Below are 19228 nucleotides of genomic sequence, written 5' to 3'. Positions count from 1 at the left end.
AGGCGGCGAGTGCCGACTACGCGGCGTTCGCCAGGTCTTCGTGGTGGTCCGCCGCCCCGCGCTTCCAGTAGGCGGAGATACGCATGCGTTTTGGGTCCACACCCGGTTTGGCCAGCACGGCGCGGCGCACGGCGGCCATGTCGCTGTGTTCGCCTGCAGCCCAGACAAAGCCCGCGCTGGGCGGCAGCGCCATGGCTTCGACGGCAGTAGGCAGCGCACTCACCCATTGCAGGTCCACCTTCGCCGCACTCGCCAACACCCGCTGGTCGGCCGGGTTGTTCAGCTGGATGCGCACGGTGGCCACCGCGCTGGCGGGCAGCTCGGCCAGGCGGCGGGCGATGGCGGGCAGCGCGGTTTCGTCGCCCAGCAGCCAGTGCCAGTCGAAGCCCGTGGGCACCACCATGCTGCCGCGCGGCCCGGCAATGCCCACCCATTGGCCCACGGTGGCGCTGGCGGCCCAGTCGGTGGCGGGGCCTGCGTCGTGCAGGGCGACTTCGATGTCCAGCTCGCCTGCTGCTGCGTCAAAGCGCGCGGGGGTGTAGTCGCGCAGCGTGGGGCGCGGGCCGTCAAACACGGGGCGGCCATCCTGCAGCGTAGGCAAGGTGGGGCGGTCTTGCCCGGGCGAGGGAAGGATGAGCTTGAGGTGGTCGTCAAACCCGGCGCTCGCAAACCCCGCCAGCTCGGGGCCGGCCAGGGTCAGCCGCACAAAGCCGGGGCTGACCTGGGTGCGGCGCACCACCTGGAGGTGACGGCCCAGCAAAGGGTGGCGAATGCGCTCGATGGCGAGGGAGGGGGCCGTGGCGGCCAGGGGCAGAGGTGCGTTCATGGCGTAAAATGTTGATTTAATCAACCAAATCATCCGCCATTCAGTTGACTTTGTCAACCGATAGCCACGCCATGCCCCCACGCGCCCGCCCCGATGTGTTTGAAGCCCTGCACGACCTGATGCACGCCTACCGGGCGCGCATGGTGCGCGCCATGACCTCCGTGCACCCGGACCTGACCTTCAACGAAGTGCGCGCGCTGAACTTCATTGGCCGCCACCCCGGCGCCACGCAGAAAGAGCTGGTGCGCCACAGCGGCGCCGACAAGGCGCAGGTGGCGCGCATGCTGGGCCTGTTGCAGGACAAGGGCTGGCTGGAGCGCCAACCCCACGCCGAGGACCGGCGCAGCCTGTGCCTCACGCTGAGCGCCGAAGGCCAGGCGCTGTACCAGGCCCTGCAGGCCGCGCGGCAGACCCTGTCGACCCAGGTGCTGGCGGGCTGCGACGACGACACGCAGGCGCAGTTGCTGGCCCTGCTGGCGCGGGTGCGGTCCAACCTGGATGCGCTCCCACCCCTGGAGACAGGCGAGGACTGCAGCTACGGCAAGGGCCGACACTCCCGGTAGGGGCCCCTCGGAGGCGCTTCCGACGCTTTTTGAAGGCTTTTTTGCCCCAAGCGCTAGTGCAATATGCCCAGGCAGCTATCAAATAAAGAGCAAATCAGCGCCCCTGGATCACGCGCAACGCCTCGGGCAGCGAATGCGCATGGGGCAGGAAGTGGTCGATGGTGGCGCCCAGCAGCACGGCGCAGACCAGCGCGCCCAGCAGCGGCTTCCAGGTCAGGCGCACAGCGGCGCTGAGCCAGCCCTCCCGCTCCACCCCCACGGCGGCGCGGGCCGTGGCCACCGAAAAGGCGATCTCCACCGCCACCGTGAGCAGCACATCCCAGCCAAAGAACAGCATGGCAAGCGAGCCCGCGCCCAGAATCAGCGCCGCGCCAATGAGAAAGATGGCTACCACAGGCACGACCACCACGGCGCCCTCGTCGGCGCTGCCCAGCGCATCGGCCGCGCCCCCGGCAATGTCGCCCAGCACGCTGGAGTCGCTGCTGGAGCCCCCGCTGGACAGGCCTTGTGTCCACCCGCCCCCGAAGTCCCCCGATGCGCCACCGCCACCAAAGTCGCCCCCGCCCGTGCGCGGCAGGGGCACCTGGCCGCCCCCCGATGGGCCGTTGCCGCTGGGCCAGGAGATGTCGGGCACATCCACACTGCTGCCATCGCCCGATGGCCCGTCCCGCCGCACCAGCCGCGCCGCCCAGGCGCGCAGCACCAGCAGATAGCCGATGTAGCCCACCGACAGCGTGATCAAGTACCGCAGCGCCAGCGAATCCACGCCCAGCACCATCTGCAGGTGCGAAGCGGCCCACATCAGCAGCAGCGTGAAGCTGCCGATCAGCAACCCGTGCCAGCGCAGGCTGTAGCGCTGCTGCAGGGTGCGCGCCACCGCGCCGTGGTGCGGCATGCGCACTGAGCGCCAGGTGGAACTGTTTTTTTTCTTGGAACCGGAGGAATTGCTGCGGGGTGTGGCCATGGAAGGATCGCGCTGCACGGAGTGGCAAACAGACGGCGCCATTTCACACCAGTTTGCGGCCGCCCCGCGCGCGGCCTATGCCAGCTGCGTGAACTTCTGCGCGAACCGCCGGGGCAGACAGAGAGAGAGGGAGGGCGTCAGGCCCCGCCGTCCACGACCACCGGCACGCGCTGGGCCAAGGCGCACATCAACTCGTAACCCACGGTGCCCGCGGCCTGCGCCACCTCGTCGATGGACAACTCCACACCGCTGCTGGCCCGGCCCCACAGCGTGACCTCGCTGCCAAAGCCTGCGTCCACGCACGCTTGCTGCAGGGGCGTGAGGTCCACAGTCACCATGTCCATGCTCACCCGCCCCACCAGGCGCGTGCGCACGCCATTGACCAGCACCGGCGTGCCGGTGTCGCAGTGGCGCGGGTAGCCGTCGGCATAGCCACAGGCGGCGATGCCGATGGTAAGCGGACCATCGGCCGTGAAGCGCGAGCCATAGCCCACGGTGTCGCCCGCCTGCAGCTGCTGCGTGGCGATGAGGCGGGTGGACAGGGTCATGGTGGGTTGCAGCCCCCAGTGGCCGGCGTTGTGCTCGGGGAAGTCGGGGGCGCTGCCGTACACCACGATGCCCGCGCGCACCCAGTCGGCGCGCACCCCGGCCAGGGCCGCGTGGAGCAGGATGGCGGCACTGTTGCTCAGGCTGCGCTCGCCGGGCAGGTCCTGCACCGCGGTGTTGAAGGCGGCCATCTGGTGCGCAATGCCGCGCGGGCCGTCGGCGTCGCTGAAGTGGGTCATGAACGATATCTCGTCCACCTGCGGCAGCGCGTTGAGCCGGGCCCAGGCGCTGCGGTAGCGCTGGGGCGTGAAGCCCAGGCGGTTCATGCCCGAGTTCATCTTGAGGAACACCCGGTGGGGCACCTGCGTCTTGTGGGCGGCCAGCATGTCGATCTGCTCGTCGCAATGCACCGCGTGCCACAGGCCCAGGCGCGAGCACAGTTCCAGGTCGCGCGGCTCGAACACGCCTTCGAGCAGCAGGATGGGCCCGCGCCAGCCCAGGTGGCGCACGCGCTCGGCCTCGGCCAGGTCCAGCAGTGCAAAGCCGTCGGCGCCGCGCAGGCCTTCGTACACGCGCTCGATGCCATGGCCATAGGCATTGGCCTTGACCACCGCCCACACCTTGGCGTCGGGTGCCGACTGGCGCACACGCTCCAGGTTGTGATGCAGGGCCGTGGTGTGGATGGTGGCAGCAATGGGACGGGGCATGGGACAGACCTGATGGAGCGAGGGATTTACCGGGGGACCAGCGCCGGATTCTGGCACTGTGGCCGTTTATCCGCGTGATATAACCGCCTGTCCCTTGCTACGGTTCCTCACATTTAACAGGGCATCAGCCCAACTGATGCTCTCACCAGCCATTCGATGAAGCGCGGTTTTTACACCATCATGTCGGCGCAGTTTTTTAGCTCGCTGGCCGACAACGCACTCTTCGTAGCCGCTGTGGAACTCCTGCGCACCGGAGGCGCCCCCGAGTGGCAACGCGCGGCCCTGGTGCCCATGTTCGCATTGTTCTATGTGGTGCTGGCGCCCTTCGTGGGCGCCTTTGCCGATGCGCTGCCCAAGGGCAAGGTCATGTTCGTCAGCAACGCCATCAAGGTAGTGGGCTGCCTGATGATGCTGTTTGGCTCACACCCGCTCATGGCCTACGCCGTCGTCGGCCTGGGGGCTGCAGCCTACTCGCCCGCCAAGTACGGCATCCTGACCGAGCTGCTGCCGGCATCCCAGCTCGTGAAGGCCAATGGCTGGATCGAGGGCCTGACGATTGCATCGATCATCCTGGGCGTGCTGTTTGGCGGCCAGCTGGTGGGGCAGCAGCTGTCGGGCATGCTGCTGGGCTTTGACTTTCCGCTGATCGACACCGGCGTGGACACGCCTGCCGAGGCCGCCATTGCAGCGCTGATCGCCGTGTACGCGCTGGCCGCGTGGTTCAACACCCGCATCCCCCACACCGGCGTCGAGATGCGCCCCCTGCGCGCCGACCCCTCGCGCAGCGTGCTGGCCAACACCCTCAACCTGCTGCCGGACTTCTGGTCCTGCAACAGCCGCCTGTGGCGCGACAAGCTGGGCCAGATCTCGCTGGCCACCACCACCCTCTTCTGGGGCGCTGGTGGCAACCTCAAATTCATCGTGCTGGCCTGGGCCGCCGTGGCCCTGGGCTACAACACCACGCAGGCCTCGGCCCTCACGGGTGTGGTGGCCATCGGCACCGCCGTGGGAGCCGTGGTGGCATCGATGCGCATGCGCCTGGACATGGCCACCCGCGTGATCCCGCTGGGCATTGCGATGGGGCTGTTGCTGATCCTGATGGTGTTCATCAGCAACATCTGGCTGGCCATCCCCTTCCTCATCGTGCTGGGCGGCCTGGGCGGCTATCTGGTGGTGCCCATGAATGCGCTGCTGCAGCACCGGGGCCACAACCTCATGGGTGCGGGCCGTTCGATTGCCGTGCAGAACTTCAACGAGCAGGCCTGCATCCTGGGGCTGGGGGCGTTCTACAGCCTGTCGCTCAAGCTCGGCCTGTCGGTGTTCGGAGCCATCACCACCTTCGGGCTGGTGGTGGCGGGCATCATGTGGGTCATCCGCCGCTGGCACCAGCGCAATTGCGTGAACCACCGCGACGAAGTGAACCACCTGCTGGACATCGCGCGGCACGATACGCACCATTGACTCCTGATTGCGAAGCCCCCCTGTGCGGCTTCGCCGCTTCCCCCCGAGGGGGACGCACCCGGTGGCCTGGCAGAGCCAGATCCACGGGTGCACTGACCTGGGGGCGTGCCAGTTTTTGGCGCCGTGCCGCCCGGCACGGATTGCTACATAATTTATAGCTATTAGCGCATATTTCAAGGGCGCTACAGCTTGCTTTTTCTTTCAATGCACTCTCCGCTCCCCTTCGCCGCGCTCTTATTCAACGCCTTTGTCTGGGGCCTGGCGTGGTGGCCGTTCCAGCACATGCACCAGGCGGGGTTGCACCCCTTGTGGGCCACGGCGTCGATGTACGCCGTGGTGCTGCTGGCACTGCTGGCGTGGCGCCCCGGCATCCTGCGGCAGGTGCGCGCGCATCCGCAGCTGTGGCTGCTGGCACTGGCCTCGGGGCTGAACAACGTGGCCTTCAACTGGGCCGTGACCATTGGCGACGTGGTGCGCGTGATCCTGCTGTTCTACCTGATGCCCGCCTGGGCCGTGTTGCTGGCCTGGCGCATTCTTGGAGAACGCCCCACACCGGCGGCGCTGCTGCGCCTGGCGCTGGCCTTCACGGGCGTGGTGCTGGTGCTGCTGCCCGAGGGCGCGCCGGTATCTCGCCTGTTGCAAAACCTGTCGCTGGCCGACGCTCTGGCGCTGCTGGGCGGGTTCATGTTTGCACTCACCAACGTCACGCTGCGCCGCCTGCACACCGTGCCGGGCCCCGCCCGCATGTTCTCCATGTTTGGCGGCTGCATGCTCATGGCGCTGGCCGTGGCCGGCATCGGCTTGCAAGTGGGCGTGGTGGAGCCCTTCCCCGCCGTCAACAGCACCTGGGTCGTCACCGGCCTGCTGCTGGCGGGCGTGCTGATGCTGGGCAACTGGGCACTGCAATTTGGCGCGGCCCGACTGGCGGCCGGCACCACCGCGCTGGTGATGCTGTCGGAGGTGATGTTTGCCAGCGTGTCATCGGCCCTGCTGGGCGCGGCCACGCTGAACACGCGCACCGTGCTGGGCGGCGCGCTGATCCTGCTGGCCTCGCTGCTGGCGGCGCTGCAGTTCCGCCGACCGGGCGCCGCGGGTCATTGACCCGCACGCGCGCAGGCTGGAGCGGCTGGGGCTACGATGGCCCGTCATCCCCACCCGGAGTACCCGCATGCCCACCAGCATCTACGACTTTGAAGCCCAGCAGATGAACGGCCAGACCGTGCCCTTGTCGCAATACAAGGACAAAGTGCTGCTCATCGTGAACACCGCCAGCGCCTGCGGCTTCACGCCCCAGTTCGGCGGGCTCGAAGAGCTGTACAAGGAATATGCCGACAAGGGCCTGGTGGTGCTGGGCTTCCCCTGCAACCAGTTCGGCGCCCAGGACCCCGGCAGCAACGACGAGATCGCCAGCTTCTGCCAGCTCAACTACGGCGTGAGCTTTCCGATGATGGCCAAGATCGACGTGAACGGCGCCAACGCATCGCCCCTGTACCAGTGGCTCACCGCCGAGGCACCGGGCCTGCTGGGCAGCAAGGCCATCAAGTGGAACTTCACCAAGTTCCTGGTCGGCAAGGACGGCCGCGTGATCCGCCGCTATGCGCCGCAGGATGCACCGAAGAAGCTGGCGGGGGATATTGAGGCGGCGCTGGCAAGTTGAGAGGGCGCGCCCTGTGGCGCCGCGTCACCACCAGAATGATGCGGCCCCGGGGATCTGCGGCATTTCTACCCCTCTGGGCTCAACGGCCGTTTTCGGCCAGGAGCGGCCCTAGACGCTCTGGTAAAGCGGTCGCTCAGCGTGAAAGAGACCGGCACGTTTTGTCTCACTCACCTTAATCTTCATGTTTGACGTGGTTTCCGTAATCCAAGGGTGTCTTGCCGATGCCATCCTTGAGTGTCACGTCTGCTCCCAACTCAATTAGCTTCGCTGCATTGTCAAAGCGGCGCATTAACCTCGCGACGTGCAACGCCGCGTGATGCTGCTCGGAGCCGCTCCTAGCGTCTAGTTCGGCACCGTTCTCAACCAGTGTCTGAATGTCCATCGGCAGCAAGTGCTGGGCAGCAACAATAAGCGGCGTTTCCAAGGAGACATTGCGTTGGTTCACGTCGCGAAGGGGAATGTCCTCGCCCGCAGCGTCCAATTGTGGATACCAGACCGGACGAAGCTTCACGAAGACGGCTTCAAGTGAGGCTGAAGTGAGGGACAGAGGTCGCTCCGAGCTTATGAGTGTGAGGCATACCGTAAAGCAGCGCGCAAACAACCTGTGAGTAAAACTCAGCATTTCCCGACAAGCGTCTGCACAACAAACTATAGCGTCGTCATTGGCATGGCCCGGTAGAGCCAAGGGCCGATTTTCGGCATCAATCAAGCGATTTCAAATCAGTGACGGCTCTTGGGAGACGATGGTCACCGTCGGCTCAGGGCCCATTGCCGTCTTCGGCCCCCCACTACTTGCACTCCATCTCTTCAGGAGTTCCCATCTGCCCCCGGCGCAGTCCCCCACTCCACCGGCCGCCCCTCCATCTCCCCCTCCACTTTGCGCAGCAAGTCCGCCAGGGTCTTGCCGGGCTCTTGGCGGAACTGTTCTTCCAGCACGGTGATGGCCGCAATGCGGTCGATGCGAAAGCCGCGAAAGTCGTTGCGCAGTTCGCACCAGGCGGACAGCGTCCAGACCTTGCCCCAGTAGAAGCAGCCCAGCGGGCGCAGGCGGCGCAGGCTGGGGCGGCCGTTGACGTCGGCGTAGTCCACCTGCACCACGTGGCGGCTGTGCACGGCCTCGCGCAGGGCCTGCAGATGGGACTGCACACGGGGGTCCAGCCCCACCGAGGGTGCATAGAGCGCCTGTGCCTCTGCTGCCACGCGCGCAGCGGGGGGCAGCACGGACAGGATCTTGCCCAGGGCGCCCTCCACCTCGCGGGCCAGCCCCGCATCAAGCCACGCCTGGGCCAGGCGGGCGGCGGCGACCAGGGCATTGGCCTCGCCCTGACTGAACATCAGCGGTGGCAGGTCAAAGCCTGCGCCCAGACGGTAGCCCACACCGGCCTCGCCCTCAATGGGCACGCCCTGGTGCTGGAGGTCCGCCACGTCGCGGTAGATGGTGCGGGCCGAGACTTCGAGCCGTTCGGCCAGGAAAGCAGCGGTGGACAGGCGCCGCCCCCGGATGAGCTGGACGATCTGGAACAGGCGGTCGGCGCGGCGCATGGGCTGGGAATATGAATGTTTTTAGGTTTTTGCGCCTGTTCATCAAGCGTTGATAGCTACATTACTTATAGCACAACACCCACATGGATAGCCACCTTGTCAGGCCCTTCATAGGCCTCGAAGTCGGTACCAAAGCGGCGCTGCACCTGCGGATTGTCGGCAAAGTAATGCCAGATACGCATCCAGGTGTCGATCACCATCTGCGGCATGTCGCCCTCGCCGGTGAACACAAGGTAGTCGCACGCTTCGATGTCCACGCGGTGCGCGCCTGGCACGGCCTGCGCGAGATGCGGTTCGGCCACGGCCACACCGGCCGTCACGTCGAAGGCGCCGTGTTCGTCGGACTCATAGGCGCTGTACACGCCAAAGATGCGGCCGTCATCGCCCCGGCTGGGCAGCTGGCGCTCCCAGCTCTGGCTGAAAAAGCGGTTCCACAGCCCCCCAAGGCGCGCGATGGCAGGGTTCATTTCTTCGCTGTTGCGCGTGCGCACGCTGATGCCCGCCACGCTGAACGCAGGGATCTGGATGCAGGTGGGCGCGGGAAAGGTGATGGTGGCGGTCATGGCAGGTCCTCTCTCTGGGTCGGTCGATGGAATCGGTGCGCCGGCCCGTGGGCGCAGCGCGAGAGAGGCATGGTGCGTGCCTACTGCTGACAGCATGATGTCAGTAGCCTGCGCGCACCCCTGTGACCCGGGGGTGCGCGCAGTGACGGGGGCGGGAGGCACCCGCCCCCGTCACAGGTCAGTTCGGCGTCTCGACGATGGCCGCCGTGGCGCGGCGCACCACGGGCAGCACCAGGAGCAGTGTGGGGAAGGCCACCACCCAGGACAGCACCCAGGCACTCAGCCACAAGCGCAGGAAGTCCAGCGAGAAGCCGGCCACGCGCACCGTGCTGATCAGCGACACGATGAAGGTCATGAGCAGCGACAGCAGCAGCGGCATCACCCAGGCCGCCGAGCGTGCGGGCAGCTTGGGCAGCCCGAAAAAGGTCTTGCGGGAAGACGGGGCGAGCGAAGAAGGTTGGTTCATTGAAGTTCCAGAAAGCACACCGGTCAAGCAAGGTGCCGCCCCCTCCCTGCAACATCTGCGGGCTGGGGGCCACCACCCCGGCAGGGCCGGCGTTGGTAGGCACGTTGATTGACGTAAACGCTTACGGCAACCCATGAACCGGGTCGCGAGGTGATTCTATCCAGGCCGAGCCGGCCTTAGCCCTCCTGGTCTGAAGGCGCTGCGGCCGCCGTGGACTGAGCCCGCGCGGCTGCCAGGCGGCGTGCACGCTCCAGCTGCTGGCCCACGGTGCGGGGCACCAGGCCGTACATGTCGGCAAAGGCCTCCAGCGTCTGGCCGCTGGCTTCAAAAGCACGCAGCAGGGCCTCGTCCTTGGCGTTGCGGGCCGACCATTCGGCAAAGGCTTCTTCCAGGATGGCATTGGCGGCGTCGTCGCGGCTCAACACCCGCTCGGTGTAGGCCTCGCGCGTGAGGCCCGAGGCCTCGAACGCGGCCATCATGCGGTTGCGCAGCTTGGGCAGCAGGTCTTCGGTGGCGCGCGCCTTCTTGCGGCGGTACACCTCCAGCAGCGCGTGGTGCACATGCTCGGGGGCCATGTCTTCCACGGGCTGGCCTTGCAGGTCGTGGCGCTTGTCGCCCGCCGCCACGCTTTGCAGATAGCGCGTGGAGCGGGTGTGGATGCCCAGCGCCACCTTGAGTGCTTCGCGCTCGAACAACTCTGGGTGGGCCGCCAGGAGGTCCTGGAAGATGCCGCGCTTGAGCGGGCGGAACACGGCGCCAAACAGAGAGGGGTAGAGCCCGGCCAGCTGCTCCAGCGCGGGGTGCACGCGTTGTGGTGCGCGCGGTGCGCCGGCAGCAGGCGCAGCAGGCGCAGCAGGCGCAGCAGCGTCTGCTGCACCTTCGGCGTTTGCACGGCCCTGCGGCGCCTGGCGCCCATCAGGTTTGCGGCGGTTGCGGCCGCCCCGACGCGAGCCATCCTGGCGCCGCTGGGGCGCACCGGCTTCGGCCGACGCAGCAGGTTCAGAGGCCGCCACGGCGACCGCAGCAGCCTCGGTCGGCACGGGCGCGGCCTGGGGTGCTGCAGGCACGACAGGTGCGGTATGGGGTTGTTCTTGTGCGGACACGGAGTCGGTCATGGCAGTGCGGTTCGGGGGCGAATAGGAGACGACAAAACCCTCGATCATGCCAGCGTTGGGTCGGCGGGCACCAAACAGGCCTGATTCTGGCGCGCGCCGGGAGGGTCCGGCGCCTCGCCCAGCGCGCCATCAACCCACGCGCAGCGCCTCGTCCAGCACCTCCACCCAATGTCGCACGGGCGTACCCGTGCCGCTTTGCAGGTGGGTGATGCAGCCGATGTTGGCCGACAGGATCATGTCGGGCGGCTGGTTGCCAAACGCCTCGCCAAGCACGCCGAGCTTGCGGTCGCGCAGCTGGTAGGACAGGTCCGGGTTGAGCACCGAGTACGTACCGGCCGAGCCGCAGCACAGGTGCGCATCGTTGCGCGCGGTGTGCAGCTTGAAGCCCAGCTGATTCAGGTGCGCCTCCACACCGCCACGCAGCTTTTGCCCATGCTGCAGGGTGCAAGGAGGGTGGTAGGCGTACAGGGTGTCCGGCTGGTTCACACGGCCCTGCAGCTTGTCGGCCAGCTCGGGCAGCACGGCAGGCAGCAGCTCCGACAGGTCGCGCGTGAGGGCGCTGATGCGTTCGGCCTTGGCTGCGTACTGCGGGTCGTCCTTCAGGATGTGGCCGTATTCCTTGACGGTGACGCCGCAGCCCGAGGCGTTCATGACGATGGCCTCGACACCCCCCGCCTCCACCAGCGGCCACCAGGCGTCGATGTTGGCGCGCATCTCGGCCATGCCGCCTGCCTGGTCGTTGAGGTGAAACTTGACGGCGCCACAGCAGCCGGCCTTGGATGCGATCACGGTCTGGATGCCCACCGCGTCGAGCACGCGCGCGGTGGCGGTGTTGATGTTGGGCATCATGGCCGGCTGCACGCAGCCCGCCAGCATGAGCACCTTGCGCGCATGCTGGCGCGTGGGCCATGCACCGGCATCCCGGGGCGCGGGCACCTTGGCCCTCAGCGCCTCGGGCAGCAGGCCGCGCACCATTTGCCCGGTCTTCATGGCGGGGGCAAACAGCGACGATGGCAGGCCCTCCTTCAGGGCCCAGCGCAGGGCCTTTTCGCCCACGGGGCGCGGCACTTTTTCATCGACGATCTTGCGGCCGATGTCCACCAGATGGCCGTACTGCACACCGCTCGGGCAGGTGCTTTCGCAATTGCGGCAGGTGAGGCACCGGTCCAGGTGCATCTGGGTCTTGCGGGTGGGGGCCTCGCCTTCGAGCACCTGCTTGATGAGGTAGATGCGGCCGCGTGGGCCGTCCAGTTCGTCGCCCAGCAGTTGGTAGGTCGGGCAGGTGGCGGTGCAGAACCCGCAGTGCACACATTTGCGCAGGATGGATTCGGCCTCCAGGCCATCGGCGCGGGCGCGGTATTCAGGAGAGAGCTGGGTTTGCATGGAGAGCAGCCTGGGCGAAGAGACAGAAATTTCGGCGTGGGTTCGTCAGCGCGCGGCCGGTGGGTCCGCTGGGGGGCCCAGGCTCGGGTCGCCCGGAGCGGCAGGCGCCGAGGGCTTGCGCAACGGGTGGCGCAGGCGCGCGCGGTCGGCCCACAGTGGGGGCAGCGACAGGGCCAGCAGCACCAGCGCCAGCGGCACCACAAACACAAACCCCACGTGCTTGAAGCCCGCTGCACCCGCGATGCCGCCCACCAGAAACATGGCAACCAGCCCGGCAAACATACGCAGCCGGGCCTGGTTGGCGCGCACCTGCGACTCGGGTGCGGTGCCGGTGCGGTTCCAGTACAGCATCTTGCCCATCTCGATGCCCAGGTCGGTCACCACGCCGGTCATGTGGGTGGTACGGATCTGGGACGAAGACATCTTGGTCACCGTGGCGTTCTGCAACCCCATGATGAAGGACAGCAGCAGCACCGTGAGGGGCACCGCAAACGGCGTGGGCCAGCTGAGGGTGATGGCGCCCACCAGGCCGAACAGCAGCATGAGCACAGATTCCAGCAGCAGCGGCAGCGCGTAGGTGCTGCGCAGCTTGCGCTGGCGCGCCCAGTTGACCATGATGGCCGTGGTGCCCGCCCCCGACATAAAGGCCCACAGCGCGCCCACGGCGCCCAGCACCAGCTTCATCTGCCCCAGCACCAGGTTGTCGGCCAGCGAGGACAAAAAGCCCGTCATGTGCGAGGTGTAGAGGTGCACCACCAGAAAGCCCCCCGCATTGACCGCCCCGGCGTTGAACGCCAGCAGCAAGCCCAGCACCTGGTTGCCCGCAACCGTGCGGTGGTGTCCGGTGAGGTGAAAAAGGCGTCGCATGGGGAGGGAAGCGTGGATGGCAATGATGGCTGTCGCCTTGCCTACCAGGCCTGCGCCATGCGGCCGGGGTTGAAGATGCCCGCCGGGTCAAAGCTGTGCTTGAGGCGGGCATGGATTTGCTCCAGCGCCTTGGATTGCAATTCAAAAGTGCCGCTAGTGCCCGATTTATTTGCCTCCGCAGCTACAAAAACAGAAGCATTCCCACCCACTGCCCGGGCGGCTTCGCGCAGGGCGTCGCCTGCGGCTTCGGGCGCCTGCACCCAGCGCAGCGCGCCATGCCATTCCACCAGCGGCTGCGCACCGCCGGGCAGGGCCAGCACCGGGGCCGTGGCGGGCACCGACAGGCGCCACAGCGCATGGCCGGGCAGCGCGGCGCGGGCTGCGAACCAAGGCAAGGTCTGCTCGCGGCAGGCGGTCCAGTCGGCGGCGACGGTGGCGTTGTCCATGCGGGTGCCTCCCATGGTCTTGCACGCGGCCTCCACCGCCGCCACGGCGCCGCGCAGGCGCACATACAGGGTGCCTGCGCCTTCGTCCACCGCCGCGTCTTGTAGCCAGCAGCTGGCGTTGAGGGGCAGCGGCTGGCCGCCCCAGGCGTGCAGCTTGCGCAGCGCATCGGCCTGGTTGATGCCCTCGAACCGGAGCGTGGCCTCGCCGGGCGCCACGGGCAGCACCTTGAGGCTCACCTCCGTCAGCAGCCCCAGCGTGCCCCAGGCGCCGGCCATCAGGCGCGACACGTCGTACCCCGCCACGTTCTTCATGACCTGGCCGCCAAACGTCAGTAGCTCGGCCTTGCCGTTGAGCAGCGTCACGCCCAGCAGGTAGTCACGCACGGCCCCCACGCTGGCGCGGGCCGGGCCCGACAGGCCAGCGGCCACCATGCCGCCCACGGTGGCGGCGTCTGCAGGGGTCTTGGCGAAATGCGGGGGTTCAAACGGCAGGCACTGGCCTTGTTCGGCCAGCGTGGCCTCCAACTCGGCCAGCGGGGTGCCAGCCCGCACGGTGACGACCAGCTCGCTGGGCTCGTAGCTCACGATGCCGCGCAGCACCCGGGTGTCCAGCACCTCGCCGTGCAGCGCCAGGCCATGGAAGTCCTTGGTGCCCCCGCCACGGATGCGCAACGGGGTCTGGTCGGCGGCGGCGGCGCGCACGCGCTCAGTGATCGGGGCGAGGGAAAAGTCCATCCGTGCATCGTAGCGGCAGCGGTCGGCCGCACGGCTTGGGAGGAGCGTGAATTTTTTGAACAGCGGGTGTGCAAAGGACTGGCGCACGCCCCAGGCAGCCTCTGCACCACCGCTCACGCCTGTCGTCGCCCCGGCAGCACGCCACCCACCGGTACGAAAAAAGCCCGCCGGTGGTCGGCGGGCTGAAATAACCAGAGGAGTAACGCGCTTGTTCTTATGGCAACGCTGCGGTGCCACCAGACACCGCAGCGCGTAGGGCGCAGGACGATCAGCGGTTGTACGCCGTTTCGCCGTGCGAGGTGATGTCCAGGCCTTCGCGTTCGTCTTCTTCCGAGACACGCAGGCCCACCGTCAGGTCAACCACCTTGTAAGCCACGAAGGACACCACGCCCGACCACACGATGGTCAGCAGCACGGCCTTGGCCTGTGTCCACACCTGGGCAGCGATGGAGTAGTCGGCAGCCGTCACGCCGGTGGCCGTCACCCAGTCCGCCACGAAGCCGGGGCCGCCCAGGCTGGGGGAGTTGAACACGCCGGTCAGCAGTGCACCCACGATACCGCCGATGCCGTGCACGCCGAACACGTCGAGCGAGTCGTCTGCACCCAGCAGCTTCTTGAGGCCGTTGACACCCCACAGGCAGGCAAAACCACCCACCAGACCGATCACCAGCGCACCGCCGATACCGACGTTGCCGGCAGCGGGCGTGATGGCCACGAGGCCAGCCACGGCACCCGACGCTGCACCCAGCATCGAAGCCTTGCCACGCATCAGCGCTTCACCCATGCACCATGCCAGCACGGCAGCGGCAGTGGCCACCAGCGTGTTGATGAAGGCCAGGGCAGCGAAGCCGTTGGCTTCCAGGGCAGAGCCGGCGTTGAAGCCGAACCAGCCCACCCACAGCAGCGAGGCACCGACCATGGTCAGCGTCAGGCTGTGAGGCGCCATGGCTTCCTTGCCGTAGCCAATGCGCTTGCCCACCATGAACGCGCCCACCAGGCCCGCCACAGCGGCGTTGATGTGCACCACGGTACCGCCAGCGAAGTCCAGAGCACCCCACTGCCAGATCTGGCCGGCCTTGCTGGTCATGGCGTCAGCCACTTCCTTGGAGGCGTAGGCATCAGGACCCATCCAGAACCACACCATGTGGGCGATCGGCAGGTAGCTGAAGGTGAACCACAGGACCATGAACAGCATGACGGCGCTGAACTTGATGCGCTCGGCGAACGCACCGACGATCAGTGCGCAGGTGATACCGGCGAACGTGGCCTGGAAGGCGGCGAACACCACTTCCGGAATCACGACACCCTTGCTGAACGTGGCGGCGTTGGCAAACGTGCCCGCCGCGTTGTCCCAGATGCCCTTCATGAACAGCCGGTCAAACCCACCGATGAAGGCACCGCCTTCGGTGAAGGCCAGGCTGTAGCCGTAGATGAACCACAGCACCACGATCAGCGAGAACGTGACCATGACCTGCATGAGGACGGACAGCATGTTCTTGCTGCGCACGAGGCCGCCGTAGAACAGTGCCAGGCCAGGCAGGACCATCAGGATCACGAGGATGGTGGAAGTCATCATCCAGGCGGTGTCGCCCTTGTTGGGCACGGGAGCAGGCGCTTCTGCGGCGGGCGCTGCAGGCGCAGCGGCGGCAGCAGCAGCCGGTGCGGCGGCAGCAGCAGCCGGTGCGGCGGCCTCAGCAGCGGGTGCAGCCGCAGCAGGTGCCGAGGCCTCTGCCGTGGCTGGCGCCTGGGCGAGGACGGCCGATCCGCCGGACAGCAGACTCAGCCCCAGAATGAAGGAAGCAAGCAGTTTTTTCATGGCGTTTCTCTTCTTGGATGGGATGCGGCCTCGCCCTTACAGGGCTTCCTTGCCGGTTTCGCCAGTGCGGATGCGCACCACCTGCTCCAGGTGGGTCACGAAAATCTTGCCGTCACCGATCTTGCCGGTGCGCGCTGCGGTCTCGATGGACTCGATCACGCGGTCCACCAGGTCGTCGGCCACGGCGGCCTCGATCTTGACCTTGGGGAGAAAGTCCACCACGTACTCTGCACCGCGGTACAGCTCGGTGTGGCCCTTTTGGCGGCCAAAGCCTTTGACTTCGGTCACCGTGATGCCTTGCACGCCGATGTCGGAGAGCGCTTCGCGCACTTCGTCGAGCTTGAAGGGCTTGATGATGGCTGTCACCATTTTCATTTTCAGATCCTCCGGAATGGGCGCCACCGGCGCCCATTGAGACTTACAGGGTTTTGGTGAGCGTGACGATCACGCGCGACTTGTTGACCGGGCCGTAGAAGGCCTTCTTGGTGGCGCCGACCACGGCAGCGCCGAGGGACACGCCGCCGCCGAAGTCGTACGCGCCGCCCAGGCTGTAGTCCATGAAGTTGGGGGCCGTGATGTCACCACCAAAGCGGGTGAAACCGACCGAAGCCTTCAGCGTGGTGCTGGGGGCCACTTCCTGGGCAAACGCCAGGTTCAGGTAGCCGGTGTTGCGGCCCTTCATGCCAGGACCGGCGTAGGCGAAGTAGTCCTTGGACAGGGTGTGCGAGTACTTGGCCGTCACGGGGCCGAAGGTGGCTGCGCCATAGACTTCGGTGGTGTTGCCAGCGCTGTTGCCGGGGTAGATGTAGGTCAGCAGGCCCACGTCCAGGTCCACGTCACCGGCCTTGAACTTGTAGCCGCCGTACAGGTCGGATTCGAGCGAGTTGCCGGACAGCCAGTCCACGCTGGAGTTCCAGTTGCCCACGTAGAAACCGGTCTCGCCGAAGGCGTAGTCAAAGCCGCCTTGCAGTGCGGGCTTGACGGTCTTGACCTTGGAAGTGTCCTGGTCCTGGCCGCGGAACTTGTAGTTCGTGGTCAGGCTGACGTTGGCGGTGAGCTGGGCGCTGGCCAGCATGGGAAGGGTTGCAACAAGGGCAACGCCCAGGGTCTTGATGATGGCGCGGGTCATGTTTCCTCCGGTTGGACAAAGTAGGGACAAGCGCTTTAAGCACGGACCGTGCCACACCAAGGTGCATGACGGGCCGCACGGTTGCGTCGCGTTACAACAATCCCCAGTACAGTGGCGGTGAACGCGGTCGGCGCATCGCACTCAACTGGTGCAGACGCCCCGCAGGCCGCGCTAAAAACCTACAAAACGCACCCATCTGGGGAGAAATCGCTTCATGAGTCTTGCTTTGGTGCAAAGCCGCGCCCTTCTGGGGCTGCAGGCGCCTGCAGTCACCGTCGAAGTGCATCTGGCCAACGGTTTGCCCAGCTTCACGCTGGTCGGGCTGGCCGAGGTGGAGGTGAAAGAAGCCCGCGAACGCGTGCGCTCGGCGCTGCAGAACGCGGGGCTGGAGTTCCCATCGAACAAGCGCATCACCGTCAACCTGGCCCCCGCCGATCTGCCCAAGGACTCAGGCCGCTTCGACTTGCCCATCGCCCTGGGCATCCTCGCCGCCAGCGGGCAGGTGGACGCCAGCCGCCTGGCGGGTTACGAGTTTGCGGGCGAGCTGTCGCTGTCGGGCGAACTGCGCCCCGTGCGCGGTGCGCTGGCCACCAGCCTGGCGCTGCAGACGCAGCAGATCGACGCCCAGCTGGTGCTGCCCCCCGGCAGCGCCGAAGAAGCCGCCCTGGTGCCCGCCGCACGCGTGGTGCGCGCCCACCACCTGCTGGACGTGGTACGGGCGTTCCTGCCACCCGGCAGCACGGCCGGTGGCGATGCCGACGTGGCCAACGACGGCTGGACGCGCCTGCAGGCCACCGCGCTCGCCGCCAGCACCACCGGGCCCGACATGGCCGATGTGAAGGGCCAGGCCGGTGCCAAGCGCGCGCTGGAGATTGCAGCGGCCGGCGGCCACAGCGTGCTGATGGCCGGGCCTCCCGGCTCGGGCAAGTCGATGCTGGCGCAGCGTTTTGCCGGGCTGCTGCCTGCGATGACGGTGGACGAAGCGCTAGAAAGCGCCGCCATTGCCAGCCTGGCAGGCCGCTTCAGGCCCGAGGCTTTTGGCGTGCGCCCCACGGGCCAGCCCCACCACACGGCCAGCGCGGTGGCGCTGGTGGGCGGTGGCTCGCCACCCCGACCGGGCGAGATTTCGCTGGCCCACCAGGGCGTGCTCTTCCTCGATGAACTCCCCGAATTCCCGCGCGCTGCGCTGGAGGCCCTGCGCGAGCCGCTGGAGACCGGCCACATCACCATCGCCCGGGCGGCGCAACGCGCGGAGTTTCCGGCCCGGTTCCAGATGATTGCGGCCATGAACCCTTGCCCCTGCGGCTTTCTGGGCTCTACCCAGCGCGCCTGCCGCTGCACACCCGACCAGGTGCACCGCTACCAGGCCAAGCTCAGCGGCCCGCTGCTGGACCGCATCGACCTGCATGTGGAGGTGCCCGCCCTGCCCGCCGAGCAGCTGGTGCAGGCGGCTGCGGGCGAATCCACCGCCAGCATCCGCGCCCGGGTGGAGCAGGCCCGCGCCCTGGCCCTGGCACGCCAGGGCTGTACCAACCAGGCGCTGCAGGGCCAGGCCATCGACGCCCACCTGCACCTGGATGATGCGGCTGCCAAGTTCCTCAACACCGCTGCCGCGCGCCTGGGCTGGTCGGCCCGCAGCACGCACCGGGCGCTGAAGGTGGCGCGCACCATCGCCGACCTCGCGGGCGCGCCCACCACCGAGGTCAGCCACGTAGCCGAGGCCGTGCAATACCGCCGCGTACTGCGTAGCCCGGCATGAGCGGCGCGGGCGGCGCGGCACGCCCAACCGGAGCGGTGGTGCGGGCAGATATCAAATTGATAGCACCTAGCGCATGTTTCACTAGCGCATGCGGCTGATTTCGATCAAAAAGAGGCGCCGCAGCACCTAGCGGGCACTGCGGGCCGGTCGCGGGGGCCCGGGCGCCCGGCACAATCTCCCCCCATGTCCAGCGTCCGTTCCTCCAAGAAATCCCCCTCGGTTCCCGCCCCCGCAGACACTGCAGCGCCAGCCAGCGAGCCCGTGGACACCGGCTTTTTGCGCACGCTGGTGGGCTACAACACGCGTCGCGCGGCGCTGTCCATCATTGCCGTGTTCATGGAACGCATGGCCGTGTACGACCTGAAGGTGGTGGATTTCTCGGTGCTGTCGCTGGTGGCGCACAACCCGGGTATCACCTCGCGCCAGCTGTGCGCCACGCTCAGCGTGCTGCCGCCCAACATGGTGGGCTTGATTGCGGCGCTGGAGCGGCGCGGCCTGATCGAGCGCCGCCCACACCCCAGCGACGGGCGTGCCATGGGCGTGCACCTGACGCCCGCCGGGGTGGAATTGACCGCGCAGGCCGAGCAGACGGCCGCGCAACTGGAAGAAGACGCCACCAACCGCTTGACGACGGCCGAGCGCAAGACACTGATTCGGCTGCTGCAAAAAGTCTACGACTGAGC

General features: G+C 67.3%; 20 protein-coding genes. 6 read left to right on the top strand and 14 right to left on the bottom strand.

Translation table 11 applies throughout. The features are described 5' to 3' along the window. Positions 1-16: 16 nt before the first annotated feature. Positions 17-826, bottom strand: coding sequence for a siderophore-interacting protein (locus tag C8C99_RS16200; protein ID WP_108626311.1), 810 nt, complete (start codon positions 824-826; stop codon positions 17-19). 71 nt (positions 827-897) lie between these two features. On the opposite strand from C8C99_RS16200, the gene C8C99_RS16195 reads away from it, so the two are divergent. Then, positions 898-1389: a MarR family winged helix-turn-helix transcriptional regulator gene (locus tag C8C99_RS16195; protein ID WP_108626310.1), complete on the top strand. Its 492-nt coding sequence runs from the start codon at positions 898-900 to the stop codon at positions 1387-1389. Between the two features lie 94 nt (positions 1390-1483). Here the strand turns inward: C8C99_RS16195 and C8C99_RS16190 are convergent, their stop codons facing one another. Continuing rightward, positions 1484-2353, bottom strand: a complete 870-nt coding sequence (locus C8C99_RS16190; RefSeq protein ID WP_108626309.1) for a hypothetical protein — start codon at positions 2351-2353, stop codon at positions 1484-1486. A gap of 137 nt (positions 2354-2490) precedes the next feature. Continuing rightward, the gene (alr, locus tag C8C99_RS16185) at positions 2491-3606 is read right to left on the bottom strand and encodes an alanine racemase (protein WP_108626308.1); all 1116 of its coding nucleotides are present in this window, start codon (positions 3604-3606) and stop codon (positions 2491-2493) included. A gap of 156 nt (positions 3607-3762) precedes the next feature. Here alr and lplT point away from each other — a divergent pair, with 156 nt between their 5' ends. From lplT to C8C99_RS16170, 3 genes are all read left to right on the top strand, one after another. Then, complete coding sequence (lplT, locus tag C8C99_RS16180; protein WP_108626307.1) at positions 3763-5067, top strand: lysophospholipid transporter LplT; 1305 nt, start codon at positions 3763-3765, stop codon at positions 5065-5067. Positions 5068-5271: 204 nt separating this feature from the next. Beyond that, the gene (locus tag C8C99_RS16175; RefSeq protein ID WP_108626306.1) at positions 5272-6168 is read left to right on the top strand and encodes a DMT family transporter; all 897 of its coding nucleotides are present in this window, start codon (positions 5272-5274) and stop codon (positions 6166-6168) included. Positions 6169-6235: 67 nt separating this feature from the next. Beyond that, on the top strand, positions 6236-6724 hold the full coding sequence (locus tag C8C99_RS16170) for a glutathione peroxidase (protein ID WP_108626305.1): 489 nt from the start codon (positions 6236-6238) through the stop codon (positions 6722-6724). Between the two features lie 172 nt (positions 6725-6896). Here C8C99_RS16170 and C8C99_RS16165 read toward each other — a convergent pair whose 3' ends face one another. From C8C99_RS16165 to C8C99_RS16115, 11 genes are all read right to left on the bottom strand, one after another. Next, a complete protein-coding gene (locus C8C99_RS16165; protein WP_146186030.1) occupies positions 6897-7235 on the bottom strand; it encodes a hypothetical protein in 339 nt (112 codons plus the stop codon). Positions 7236-7531: 296 nt separating this feature from the next. Then, positions 7532-8266: a YafY family protein gene (locus C8C99_RS16160; protein ID WP_056643169.1), complete on the bottom strand. Its 735-nt coding sequence runs from the start codon at positions 8264-8266 to the stop codon at positions 7532-7534. Between the two features lie 65 nt (positions 8267-8331). Next, a complete protein-coding gene (locus C8C99_RS16155) occupies positions 8332-8829 on the bottom strand; it encodes a GyrI-like domain-containing protein (protein WP_108626304.1) in 498 nt (165 codons plus the stop codon). Between the two features lie 178 nt (positions 8830-9007). Continuing rightward, a complete protein-coding gene (locus tag C8C99_RS16150) occupies positions 9008-9295 on the bottom strand; it encodes a DUF2798 domain-containing protein (RefSeq protein ID WP_108626303.1) in 288 nt (95 codons plus the stop codon). 176 nt (positions 9296-9471) lie between these two features. Further along, positions 9472-10410 (bottom strand): ProQ/FINO family protein, encoded by a 939-nt coding sequence (locus tag C8C99_RS16145; protein WP_233247247.1) that lies wholly within the window; start codon positions 10408-10410, stop codon positions 9472-9474. Between the two features lie 129 nt (positions 10411-10539). Beyond that, positions 10540-11793 (bottom strand): glycolate oxidase subunit GlcF, encoded by a 1254-nt coding sequence (gene glcF, locus C8C99_RS16140; protein ID WP_056643173.1) that lies wholly within the window; start codon positions 11791-11793, stop codon positions 10540-10542. Between the two features lie 45 nt (positions 11794-11838). Then, positions 11839-12660 carry a YoaK family protein gene (locus C8C99_RS16135; protein ID WP_108626301.1) on the bottom strand — a complete coding sequence of 274 codons (822 nt, stop codon included), beginning with the start codon at positions 12658-12660 and terminating at the stop codon, positions 11839-11841. Between the two features lie 41 nt (positions 12661-12701). Next, on the bottom strand, positions 12702-13841 hold the full coding sequence (glcE, locus tag C8C99_RS16130) for a glycolate oxidase subunit GlcE (protein ID WP_108627207.1): 1140 nt from the start codon (positions 13839-13841) through the stop codon (positions 12702-12704). A 268-nt stretch (positions 13842-14109) separates the two neighbouring features. Further along, complete coding sequence (amt, locus tag C8C99_RS16125; RefSeq protein ID WP_108626300.1) at positions 14110-15657, bottom strand: ammonium transporter; 1548 nt, start codon at positions 15655-15657, stop codon at positions 14110-14112. A gap of 36 nt (positions 15658-15693) precedes the next feature. Beyond that, positions 15694-16032 carry a P-II family nitrogen regulator gene (glnK, locus tag C8C99_RS16120; protein WP_015012094.1) on the bottom strand — a complete coding sequence of 113 codons (339 nt, stop codon included), beginning with the start codon at positions 16030-16032 and terminating at the stop codon, positions 15694-15696. Positions 16033-16075: 43 nt separating this feature from the next. Beyond that, positions 16076-16786, bottom strand: coding sequence for a TorF family putative porin (locus C8C99_RS16115; protein WP_108626299.1), 711 nt, complete (start codon positions 16784-16786; stop codon positions 16076-16078). A 214-nt stretch (positions 16787-17000) separates the two neighbouring features. Between C8C99_RS16115 and C8C99_RS16110 the strand changes: the two genes are divergently transcribed. Both C8C99_RS16110 and C8C99_RS16105 read left to right on the top strand, forming a co-directional pair. Then, on the top strand, positions 17001-18545 hold the full coding sequence (locus tag C8C99_RS16110) for a YifB family Mg chelatase-like AAA ATPase (protein WP_108626298.1): 1545 nt from the start codon (positions 17001-17003) through the stop codon (positions 18543-18545). A 183-nt stretch (positions 18546-18728) separates the two neighbouring features. Continuing rightward, positions 18729-19226, top strand: coding sequence for a MarR family winged helix-turn-helix transcriptional regulator (locus C8C99_RS16105; RefSeq protein WP_108626297.1), 498 nt, complete (start codon positions 18729-18731; stop codon positions 19224-19226). The last annotated feature ends 2 nt before the right edge of the window (positions 19227-19228 follow it).

The sequence above is a fragment of the Acidovorax sp. 107 genome, from assembly GCF_003058055.1.
Taxonomy (GTDB): Bacteria; Pseudomonadota; Gammaproteobacteria; order Burkholderiales; family Burkholderiaceae_C; genus Acidovorax.
Note: the sequence above shows the minus strand (reverse complement) of the source record. Positions and strands in the feature narration are given on the sequence as shown.